12 protein-coding genes, 1 tRNA gene and 1 pseudogene are annotated in these 10,503 nt (G+C 63.0%); 7 read left to right on the top strand and 7 right to left on the bottom strand.

Features of this window, described 5'->3' with window-relative positions:
• Window positions 1-73 precede the first annotated feature (73 nt).
• From C442_RS09515 to hisC, 4 genes and pseudogenes are all read right to left on the bottom strand, one after another.
• A pseudogene (locus C442_RS09515) lies at window positions 74-556 on the bottom strand (RNA-guided endonuclease InsQ/TnpB family protein); the annotation flags it as partial.
• A 163-nt stretch (window positions 557-719) separates the two neighbouring features.
• Window positions 720-1,328, bottom strand: coding sequence for a CDP-alcohol phosphatidyltransferase family protein (locus tag C442_RS09510; protein ID WP_008309889.1), 609 nt, complete (start codon window positions 1,326-1,328; stop codon window positions 720-722).
• Window positions 1,325-1,831 carry an adenylate kinase family protein gene (locus C442_RS09505; RefSeq protein ID WP_008309887.1) on the bottom strand — a complete coding sequence of 169 codons (507 nt, stop codon included), beginning with the start codon at window positions 1,829-1,831 and terminating at the stop codon, window positions 1,325-1,327. Before C442_RS09505 ends, C442_RS09510 begins: the two co-directional genes overlap by 4 nt.
• Window positions 1,828-2,910 carry a histidinol-phosphate transaminase gene (gene hisC, locus C442_RS09500; RefSeq protein WP_008309885.1) on the bottom strand — a complete coding sequence of 361 codons (1,083 nt, stop codon included), beginning with the start codon at window positions 2,908-2,910 and terminating at the stop codon, window positions 1,828-1,830. Before hisC ends, C442_RS09505 begins: the two co-directional genes overlap by 4 nt.
• A 255-nt stretch (window positions 2,911-3,165) precedes the next feature.
• Between hisC and C442_RS09495 the strand changes: the two genes are divergently transcribed.
• From C442_RS09495 to C442_RS09485, 3 genes are all read left to right on the top strand, one after another.
• Window positions 3,166-3,864 carry a chemotaxis protein CheC gene (locus C442_RS09495; RefSeq protein ID WP_008309883.1) on the top strand — a complete coding sequence of 233 codons (699 nt, stop codon included), beginning with the start codon at window positions 3,166-3,168 and terminating at the stop codon, window positions 3,862-3,864.
• A gap of 48 nt (window positions 3,865-3,912) precedes the next feature.
• Entirely contained in the window at window positions 3,913-4,365 is a 453-nt protein-coding gene (locus C442_RS09490; protein ID WP_008309881.1) for a hypothetical protein, read from the top strand.
• 84 nt (window positions 4,366-4,449) lie between these two features.
• Entirely contained in the window at window positions 4,450-5,028 is a 579-nt protein-coding gene (locus tag C442_RS09485) for a metal-dependent hydrolase (protein ID WP_008309879.1), read from the top strand.
• On the opposite strand, the gene C442_RS09480 is transcribed toward C442_RS09485, so the two are convergent.
• The 3 genes from C442_RS09480 to C442_RS09470 all read right to left on the bottom strand — a co-directional run bounded on the left by C442_RS09480 (window position 5,025) and on the right by C442_RS09470 (window position 7,442).
• Window positions 5,025-6,656 carry a GMC family oxidoreductase gene (locus C442_RS09480; protein ID WP_008309877.1) on the bottom strand — a complete coding sequence of 544 codons (1,632 nt, stop codon included), beginning with the start codon at window positions 6,654-6,656 and terminating at the stop codon, window positions 5,025-5,027. The genes C442_RS09485 and C442_RS09480 overlap by 4 nt on opposite strands.
• Window positions 6,657-7,051: 395 nt before the next feature.
• Window positions 7,052-7,125, bottom strand: a tRNA-Arg gene (locus C442_RS09475).
• A gap of 77 nt (window positions 7,126-7,202) precedes the next feature.
• A complete protein-coding gene (locus C442_RS09470; RefSeq protein ID WP_004962460.1) occupies window positions 7,203-7,442 on the bottom strand; it encodes a twin-arginine translocase TatA/TatE family subunit in 240 nt (79 codons plus the stop codon).
• A gap of 641 nt (window positions 7,443-8,083) precedes the next feature.
• On the opposite strand from C442_RS09470, the gene C442_RS09465 reads away from it, so the two are divergent.
• From C442_RS09465 to C442_RS09450, 4 genes are all read left to right on the top strand, one after another.
• Window positions 8,084-8,329 carry a hypothetical protein gene (locus C442_RS09465; protein WP_008309874.1) on the top strand — a complete coding sequence of 82 codons (246 nt, stop codon included), beginning with the start codon at window positions 8,084-8,086 and terminating at the stop codon, window positions 8,327-8,329.
• 56 nt (window positions 8,330-8,385) lie between these two features.
• Window positions 8,386-8,853, top strand: a complete 468-nt coding sequence (locus C442_RS09460) for a peroxiredoxin (RefSeq protein ID WP_008309872.1) — start codon at window positions 8,386-8,388, stop codon at window positions 8,851-8,853.
• Window positions 8,854-8,899: 46 nt separating this feature from the next.
• Window positions 8,900-9,712 (top strand): HD domain-containing protein, encoded by an 813-nt coding sequence (locus C442_RS09455; protein WP_008309871.1) that lies wholly within the window; start codon window positions 8,900-8,902, stop codon window positions 9,710-9,712.
• Window positions 9,713-9,774: 62 nt separating this feature from the next.
• Window positions 9,775-10,173, top strand: a complete 399-nt coding sequence (locus C442_RS09450; RefSeq protein ID WP_008309870.1) for a hypothetical protein — start codon at window positions 9,775-9,777, stop codon at window positions 10,171-10,173.
• Window positions 10,174-10,503 lie beyond the last annotated feature (330 nt).

Raw genomic sequence — 10,503 nt, 5'->3', positions numbered from 1 at the left:
AACGATGACCGAGGCGTTGATGACCTCATGGAAGAGATCGATCATCTCTTTGTTCACTCAACTGCTGAAGCTAACGTGCAAAGCTGAGTTCCTTTATTGAGGAACCAGCAGGGATTGGACGGGAGTACCGTATTTTGACCCATCCGACTTTGCTGAAGCGAACGTACGCAAACCCGTCTTGGCCCCTCTTTTCATCGAGGTCGAAACCAGACTGGTTGTACGTCACGCTCCGGTAATCGGTGGGTGCTTGCCGTTTGAGACGACCAACGGTGTGCCCGTTCTCTTTTTGTTTACGAAGGTTCGAGAGGTTGCGGTGGAAGCGGGCAACGGTAGCTTGCGCGGCTTTCGAATACGTTTCCGCGAACACTGGCCATTTTTGCTTCCACTCAGGGAGTTTGTTGTTCTGGTCGAACTCACTCGGCTTAGCATCCACGGGGCTGTTCGTGTAGTCCCATCGGACGTGGTTGTATAGTTGGCGATGAATATTTACCTGATGTTCCAGTTCGTCCGCTACCCCTTCTGTCGGATAGGCACGGTAGCGGTAACTGTGTTCCATCGCTATCCTTGATTGTCGACATGTTTATTTAATGGTTTGTGACATGGAGTTTCGGCTTCATCCCCGTTCATGGTGTGTCGGGGGATTCGCCACGCTGATCAGTATAAATAGTGCACTGGTCGTTCTCAGCGGGATGCCGGTCCGTCAATTGCTGAACCGATGTTCAGTCGAGCGCCCGCATCGCGTGGTAGAACCGCTGTGCGGCGGTGACGTGGCCGACGACGGCGAACACGACCAGCAGCCAACCGACCAGCGTCAGGCCGGCCAGCGCGGTCGGGACGAACGCTGCGATGCCCGTGACAACGCCGACGAGCGCAAGCCGGTCGGCGCGACCGAGCAGGCCGCCGTACACGCGGTCGAGGCCGACCGCCTGCGCCTGGGTCCCGAGATAGGAAGTCATCAGAACGCCGGTGACGGCGGCGATGCCCAGTTCCCACTGGCTCACGCCGGCGGCGAGGCCGACGATGATACCGATGTCGGCGTAGCGGTCGAGGACGTGGTCCAGCAGATCGCCGCCCGAAGACGCGACGTTCAGCTCACGCGCGAGCGCGCCGTCAACGAGGTCGAGCCAGCCGTTCAAGAAAACGAGGACGGCCCCGCCGAGATACAGCAGGGGTTCCCGCGCCGCGACGGCGTACACCCCGCCCGCTCCGAGGGCCAGCAGGAACGCGATGACGCTGACGCCGTTCGGGGAGAGGCCGACTCCTTTGGCGGCGCTGACGAACGGCCCGAGCGCGCGGTCGGCCAGCGGGCGGAACTTGTCGAGCGTCATAGCCAGTCGATGTAGGAGACGGTGCCCGCGCTTGGTTCGCGCTTTCCGTCTACGACCGCCTGGATTTCGCTTGCCACCGCGTCGGGGTCCCGGTCCGTCGTCTCGATTTCGTACACCGATTCCATGCCGTGCTCCTCGACGGCTTCCCCGAGGATGACATCGAGGGCTTCGGACTCCGCGTTCTCGTAGGCCTTCGAATCGTCGTCGCCGCGCTCCCGGAGCCGCTCGACGATGGTCTCAGGGTGGGCTCGCAGCACAATCACGCGGTCCGCCTCGAAGTGATGCGCGAGGTGGGATTCGAACAGCACGTCCTCGTGGCCGTCGAGCCACTCGGACAATTTGTCCAGGTCCGCAACGAGGCTCCCGCGGTCCTCGTCGATACCTGTCGAGAACCCCTCGTCTTTGATGACGTCGTTGAGGTGGAGTACGTCGAGGTCGATATCGAGGTGCTCTGTCGCCGTGGTCTTGCCCGTGCCCGGCGTCCCGGTGACGGCGACTCTCACGCCTCGATCACCTCGATGACCTCGTTCAAGACCGAGACGGCGCGCTCTGTGTCCTCGCGCGTTCCACAGGTGATACGGATGCATTCAGGTAGCCCGAACGAGGAACAGTCGCGGATGATGACGCCCCGCTCCTGGGCGGCGTCCGCGACGGCCGACGCGTCGCCGACCTCCGCGAGGACGAAGTTCCCCGCGCTGTCCCAGGTCGGCGCGTCGAGTTCCGCGGAGAGGTACTCCCGAGCCCACGAAGCAGTTTCGACGGAGCGTTCGACGTGCTCGTCGTCATCAAGCGCCGCCAGCCCGGCCCGGCAGGCGAGCTCGCTCGCCGAAAAAGGCGTGTTGATGCGGGCGTAGGCGTCGGCCCAGTCCTCGGGGACCACTGCGTAGCCGAGTCGAACGCCCGCGAGCCCGTAGGCCTTCGAGAACGTTCGCAAGAGCGCAACGTCGTCGCGGTCGTCCAGCAACGGCCGCTTACTCGGTCGCTCGGAGAACTCCCCGTAGGCTTCGTCGACGACGACGAGGGTCTGTTCGTCGGTCTCCTCGGCAATCGTCCGGACCGCGTCGGTCGAAAACTCCGCGCCGGTCGGGTTGTGCGGACTGGTGAGATAGACGATGCGCTCGCCGTCGTAGTCTTTCAGGACGGTGTCGGCAGTCTGGGCGAAGTCGTCTGCCTTCGAGAGCGTGTACTCGTTGACCTCGCCGTGGTGATACCGGGCGCTCATCGCGTAGTACGCAAAGCCCGGCGACGGGACGAGGACGTCCTGCCCGGGGTCGAGCATCGCCCGGGCGAGGCAGTCGAGCGCACCGTCGCCGCCGTTGCTCAGCCACACCTGTTCGGGCGTCACGTCCCACATGGCCGCCAGTTCGTCGACGAGGTCGGCGTGGGAGGCCTTCGGATAGGAGTGCATCCGCTCGGCCGCCCCGCGAATCGCTTCGACGGCGTCCGGGCTCGGCCCGTACATGTTCTCGTTCGACGCCAGCTTCACCATGTCGTCCGGGTCGAGACCGAGTTCCCGGGCGACCTCCTCGATGCCGCGACCTGCCCGATAGACAGTGTGAGCGGAGAGGTCCCGTGGTTCCATGGCTGTGCAAAACGGACGGGGCGGCTTAAGCGTGCTCACATCGGGCGTGGCCGTGGCTCCCCAGCCAGACCCGTAGAAATACGCTGGCGGCCACCCGTGTGAAACCCGTCGAGGACGGGTAAGGCACGGAATAGCACGCTCCCCACCGAAGCCCTGTCAGTCAGTGGTAATGAGCGTTACGGTGGATCGCCGTTCAGTCTCGGGACGCCGCCCCCACCGAAAACGGTAACACACCATAGGCCCTGATAGCGTGCAATGCCGCTTCTCATCGATATTCGGAAACTCACGCTCATTACCAGACTCATTCAGGACGGGGCCGAGCAGGTTGCCGATTCGCTGGCGACGCTGGCCGGCGTCGACGCCGCCGTCGAGATCAAGAGCCTCTCGTTCGTCCAGCCGGAGGATATCGCCACCGAAATGGGCGGCGGGAATATTTACAGCGCTCGCGTCCGGCTGACAGAGCCGCCCTACGGCGTCTTCTTGATGACCTTCGAGACCGAGACGGCCGCCGAAATCGCGGAGCTGATGACCGGCTCTAGCGTCGACGACGGGTTCACACAGCTCCACGAGTCCGCGCTGCAGGAGATGTGCAACATCCTCACCTCGGGCTTCATCGACGGCATCGCAAACACGCTGAACGCGACTATCAACATGGGGACGCCGACGGTCGTACAGGACGACGCGGCCGAAATCGCAGACAAGGCCCTCTCGCACGTCCGCCGGGACTCGCTGACAATCGTGCTCGACTCGCTCGTCGACATCAAGGAGAGCGACGTCGCGTTCTCGCTCCGCATCTTCCTCATCCCCGACCCCGGCTCGTTCGTCCACCTCATCGATCAGTTGGACTACGACACGGACCGCGAGACGCACATCTCGGCTGACACAGACGCGGTCAAAGAACTCGATATGTCCGGTGACGCGGACGCCCTCGATGCCTTCGATTCCTCGGAGTAACCATACCGAACCCACGACGTTGAAGGGGGTCGCGTCCAACCGCCGTATATGAGTGTCGTAAACGCGGCTGTCTTCGGGGTGCACCTGATATTCGCCGCGCTGTGGGCTGGAACCGTGTTGTTCATGACCTACGCCGTTCTCCCGACGGCGCTGAACGGCGACTCCTCGCCGGGACCGCTGTTGGCGATTACCGGGAAGCTCAAGACGGTGTCACGGGCGAGCGCGCTGCTCCTGTTTCTGACGGGCGGGCATCTGGCAGCGACCCGCTACACCGCCGAGTCGCTGACGGGGACCGGGCGCGGCCACCTCGTCATCACGATGATCGTCCTGTGGTTCATCCTGGCCGGCCTCGTCGAAGTCGGGGCCTCGAAGCTCAGCGACGGCTTCAATCAGCAGAAGGTGCGCGAACCGGCCCGGAACGCACGCCCGTTCCTGCTTGGAGCGTCCGTTGTGTCGATTCTACTCCTGCTCGACGCCGGCGCGATTCTCGGCCTGTACTGAACGGCCGGCATATCGGTTGCCGATCGCTATGCAGACAGACCTGTATCAGCAGATACAAATCACCATCCGGCATACCGAAACCCAATGTGGCCGTGGGGACATCTCGCCGTCGCCTACCTCGTCTACGTCGTCTACACTCGCCTTGACCCGACCCGTCGCCAGACGGCGGCGACGCTGACCGCGCTGGCGGTGGGGTCGCAGTTCCCGGACCTGATCGACAAGCCCCTCGCCTGGACGTTCGGCGTCCTGCCGTCCGGGCGGTCGCTCGCTCACTCGGTGTTCACTCTCCTCATCCTCGCCGTGGTCCTGCACCGACTCGCCGTCAGATATCGCAGAACGGACCTCTCAAAGGCATTCACCATCGGTGCGTTCGCACACACCTTGACCGACATGAGTCCGACAGCGGTGGCGGGACTGCTCAGCGGTGATCTGACACAGTTCCAGTGGCTTCGCTTTCTCGTCTGGCCGCTTCAGCCACCGCCGCCGTACGCCAATGACACCTCCTTCGTCGAGCAGTTCGCCTCGCTCTCCATCGAGCCGTACGTCCTGTTCCAGTTCGGGCTGTTCGGCCTCGCCATTTCCGTGTGGCTCGCTCACGGTGCACCCGGTTTCGGGGCGGTCACTCGCCGGGGCAAGGCGATGTTCTCCGAACTTGCCGACTAAAGCCGCTCTGCGACGTGGTCCGCACACTTCAGCGCGAGCGCAGCGATAGTCAGCGTCGGGTTCATCGACCCGGCGGTGACGAACACCGACGAGGACGCGATCGAGAGGTTCGCCACGTCGTGGGTCTGCAACTGTGGGTTGACTACGCTCTTTTTGGAGTCAGTTCCCATCCGCGTCGTGCCCATGTGGTGGTACGCCGGCCCGGTGTCCGCCGGCCCGACCGTCCATGAGATGTCGACGCCCAGCTCCGACAGCACGGCGTGTTGAATCTCGTTCGCACGACTGAGCGACCGTTCCAGTCGCTCACCCCACGACCACTGGATGTCCGGAACTGGATTGCCGAGATCGTCTGTCGTCGACGTGTCCAGCGTCACCCGGTTTTCCTTCCGCGGCGGCTGGCCGACCAGCCCGCCCATCGCGATGCTGTTGCCGTAGCTCTCGCGGAGGCTCGACAGCAGCGTGTCGCCCCACTCCTCGCCGGAGAGCGCGAGTTCGACCGGCGACGGGCCGGCGTAGTTCAGAAACTCCAGTTTGAGGGGTGACAGCGCTTCGTCGGTGGCCCCGATCACCGTCTCGCCGTCCGCGACGCGCTCGACTGCCTGCCCGGGGTCGTCGTAGAACTGGTGGCACTCGCTCGTGAGAAAGCCGACGTGGTTCTGGCGCGTTTCTCGGTCGAGGGTGCCGCCAGCGCCGGCAAACAGGTGGTCCATGAAGTAGTGGCCGACCAGTCCCGAACTGTTCGCCAGCCCCTCGGGGTGGTCTTCGCTCGTCGACAGCAAGAGGAGCCGCGGCGTCTCGACGCCGCCCGCCGCGATGACGAACTCGCGGGCCGTCTGGCGATGTTCGGTCCCGTCCGGCGTCGCGTAGACGGCCGCCTCGACGCGCCCGTCGGCGTCGGTCACGAGGCGCTGGACCGGCGCGCGGTCGATGACGCGTGCCCCCTCGGTTTCGGCGTCCTCGATGTGGACGCTGGCGTCGTATTTCGCGCCGGAGGGACAGACCGGCTGGCAGGTCCCGTAGCCGACGCATGGCCCCCGGCCGTCGTACGGCTCGGAGTTCCGAGCGTTGGGCACGGAGTGCATCGTGATGCCCAACCGTTCGCAGGCCTCGGCGAACAGTGAGTCGCTGTACGACGGGGGGAAGCCATGCATCGGGTACTCGCCGTCTCGCGGTGGTGCGAAGGGGTTGTCCGCGTCGCCGGCGACCCCCATCGCTCGCTCGGCGTCGGCGTAGTACGGCCGCAGGTCGTCGTAGCTGATCGGCCACGCCGGGTCGTCGGTGTCGTGGCTCCCGTCGAAATCCGACGGGTGCAACCGCATCACCATCCCCTGCCAGTGCAGCGTCGACCCGCCGACCCCTTTCACTCGCGAGATATTCAGCGGGTAGTACCGCTCGCCGCTCGCACTGAATGCGTCGCGGTCCCCGCCCATCTCCCAGACAGAGCCGTGGTCGCCGGGCCGGATCGCCTGTTCCATCTGCTGCTCGCGCTTCGACCTGTCGAACCGCGGCCCGGCCTCCAGCACGACCACGTCGCGACCGTCGCTGGCGAGTTGGCTCGCGACGAGTGCCCCTGCCGGCCCGGCCCCGACGACACAGACATCCGCCCGCTCGGACGGCTCCCGGTCCATTTCAGCAGGAGTTAGGTAAGCCTAAACTTATACGTTGGCATCTCAGGCGCTGTGGATGGTGTGATTCAGTTCGGTCGCTGCAGCGGGTCTCGCGGGATTCGAACCACGGTCGGACGTGCTCGCTCCACTGCGCGCGACCTCCCTGATTAGAATCCCGCCATGCCGGTTCAGTCACAGACTTGCTTCGCTCGTCGGTTCCCTGCACGGGCGTGGCGGGACTGAGCGAAACCGAAGGTTTCGCGAGGGTCGCCACGGCCGCGAGTGTGTTTCGAGCGGACGCGAGAAACCACGAGCGGGCGTGGCGGGATTCGAACCGGACCGAGACTCGCTCCGCTCGTCTCGTAGGGTTCGAATCTCCGGGCCGTTTTCACGGCTCGCTGTCGCTCGCCGGAAAACGGGCGTGGCGGGATTCGAACCCGCGTTCTAGGGGTTAGGAACCCCTCGCCCTGGTCCACTAGGCCACACGCCCTATCGGGTGGTCGATTGAGCGGTGAAAAATCCTTTCGTTATCACTACAGACCGCTGAAAACGGAGAAGTGGTCGAGATTACGTCTCGGTTTCCGTCGCCGTCTCGGTCGACTCGGCCGAGTCCACGGTAGACGCGTCGGTCCCCTCTGCAGCGCCGCCGTCACGCATCTCTTCGAGTTCCTGCTCGACTTCTTCGCGCCCTTTCTGGAACTCGCCCATGGCTTCGCCGGTCGACCGCGCTAGTTTCGGAATCTTGTTCGCGCCGAACAGCAGGACGGCGATGAGGAGGATGACCATCATCTCCGTCGTCCCGGGCATCCCCGGGAACAGTACTCCGGATGTCCCTAACATTGTATCCGAAGGTTACGTGGTTGCTATTATAACCTTTTTGCTCAGGACGGCCTGGCAGGCGAGTCACTGCCGTCGAGACCGACTCTCCAGTACTGTCTGGCGTGGGCAGCAGACAGACCGGTAGTCATAACCGAGCTGTGGCCGCTTGGTCTGTCGAAACGGCCTCGCCGGGAACCGACGGTGAGGCCTGACACAGGAGGAGTGGGGCAATGGGTGTGGCTCGGAAGCGGCAACACGAGGTATTCGGTCTCTGACTTCCCGGTGTCACTGGCTTGGGTTGGCACGTCGACAGATACACCGCAGCATGTCCACGGGACTGAGTCGATAGCTGGGGCTGTTCAGGTGACACGATTTCCGTGGCCATGTCCGGCGTCGGGTTTGCCTGCGTGCGGGTTCGCACCCGCAGTACCGGCTACACGGTCCTGTCAATTTATTATATTCTGGTTAAGCCACTGCTCATACTGTCGGCTGTAAGTCTGTGAAGAATTTCGCCCGGGGTGAGGAATATCTTGAAATAGTTACAGCTGACAGTATCACCAGCCACAGCGCCGGGCAGGTGCACTCTCCGCCCGGGGATATAACTACCGTCGGGCGCTCAGAGAGACCAGATGCCGGCCGATAGTCACACGATGGAAGTCAGGAGCGGGGAAGAGGTAACAATTCGACCGATCAAACCGGTCGGAGAGGACGTCGTTCGGGTCGATATCGAGGCTGACGGGGTGTGGCGACTCGATATCACGCGCGAGGGCGAAATCGCAGACATCGTCACGACCCGCGACGCGGACGGGACACTCGCGGACCGCGAACTGCCGGAGTGGATCGACGAGGTCACGGCGAAGTTCGCGCAGTTCTGATTCGGGACTCGTCCGCGTCGGAAAGGGTTTTATCTGCCACGACCCAGGTCGCCAGTATGGTCTCAGTCGGAGACGCTGCACCCGATTTCACGGCACCGATCGCAAACGGCGACGTTGACGAGATAACGCTGTCCGAGGCGCTCGACGACGGGCCTGTCGTGCTCGCGTTCTTCCCGGGCGCGTTCACCAGCGTTTGCAGTCACGAGATGAACTCGTTCCAGGACCGACTCGACGAACTCACCGAGGCGGGGGCGACGCTGTACGGTGTCAGCATCGATACGCCGTTCTCACAGAACGCGTTCCGTGACGAACTGGGACTCGAGTTCGACCTCGTCAGCGACTCCGGGCGCGAAATCGTCGACGCCTACGACATTTCGATGGACTTCGAGGCGCTGGGCGTTCCGAACGTCGCCAAGCGGGCCGTCTTCGTTATCGACGAAGACCAGGAAGTCACGTACGCCTGGGTCAGCGACGACCCTGGCGTCGAACCGGACTACGACGAAGTCATCGACGCCGCCACCTGATCGCGCCGGTGGGGGATTTTTCGCTGTGGGTCGTCTGGGATGTGGTATGAGCGTTGACAACGACGACACCGGCGGCCGTATTTACGACCCCGAGGCAGACCACGCGTTCCCGGACGGGCGACTGAACGCAGTTCTCGACACCATCACGACTGACGAGGAGATCCAGGCGTATCTCGAAGCCCAGAACATCAACCCCGTCGCGCGCAAACAGTACAACGACCACGGCGCGAAACACATCGGTATCGTTCGGAACCGAGCGCTGTGCCTGTATGACCTCCTCAAGCAGGGCGGCGTCGAGTTCAACGGTGCGGCCGACCACGGCCTGGACGAGGCTGACGAGGCTGTCATCATCGCACTTGCGACGACGCTCCACGACATCGGGCACGTCGTCCACCGCGATTCACACCCGTATTATTCGATCCCGCTGGCGGCCGACATCCTCGATGACATCCTCCCGGAGTTCTACGGCATCCGTCAGGCGGTTCAGGTAAAGGGTGAGGTTCTCCATGCTATACTCTGCCATCACACCGAGGAAAACCCGCTGACGCTGGAAGCCGGCGTCGTTCGCGTCGCCGACGCGCTGGACATGGAGCGTGGCCGTTCACGTATCCCCTACAAACGCGGCGGCCGCGGTATCGATACCGTCTCCAGCCAGGCTATCGAGACGGTGACGCTGAGCCCAGGCGACGATTATCCCGTCCTCGTCGAAATTGCGATGAACAACGCGGCCGGCGTCTATCAGGTCGACAATCTTCTGAAAGCCAAGCTCAGGGACTCTGGCCTGGAGAAACACGTCCGTATCGTCGCGCTCAACACCCGGGAAGACGGCAACCAGATCGTCGAGCGAATCGAACTCTAAACCGGATCGACACAACGGTTTTGTACCGTGCTTCCCTAGCTATGTCTATGAGTCTCACACCCATGGATGAGCCACGGGGTGCCCGGGCCAGGACGGACGACGGCGACGTGCCGCCACCCTCGCTTTTGGACCGGGTCAGGTACCGCGTGCGCTCAGCCATTGAGACCATTTCGCTTGGGGAGAGGTGTTTTGAGTGGCTTGATACGCGTGGTCGAGACAAACCACAGTCGAAGATTCACACCGATGGGTTCGCTGACGACGTCGTTACGCCGCCGGAGTGTCCGTCGATTAGCGACCTTCCGACGCGGTCACGACCGTTTACCTATCCGACCCGAAATCACACGGAAACCAACACTGTTGACCTCATCGCGGTCGAATCTGGAGACCAACTCACTATGACACATCCGGACAACTCTGCGGCGAAGATTTCGTCTGACGTGTGGGAATCTGTCGAGCAGTAAGTGCTTCTACTGTCCCGTTCTTGCGTCGCTGAGCGAACGGTTTCAGACCTTTCTGGCGGCGTTTGGAAAACGGAAACCAGCAGAACGACCGGTCGAGACCGCGGTCAGAGCTCGTACTGCGCGATGTTGCCGGAGCCACAGGCCGGGCAGGTCGAGCTATCCGTTTCGATGGTGGTTCCACAGCGTCGACACTCCAGATGTGACCGCTGTCGAGTCCCCACGACCCGGCGTAATCGCTCGATCATATTGCCAGACAGGGAGCCAGGCCCTATATAATCGGGTAATTCACGGTGAAAGTGAAAACCGCAGGACGTGACGCCAATCCTGATG

The organism is Haloarcula amylolytica JCM 13557, from assembly GCF_000336615.1.
Lineage (GTDB): Archaea > Halobacteriota > Halobacteria > Halobacteriales > Haloarculaceae > Haloarcula > Haloarcula amylolytica.
This window is presented reverse-complemented; position numbering and strand designations above follow the sequence as displayed.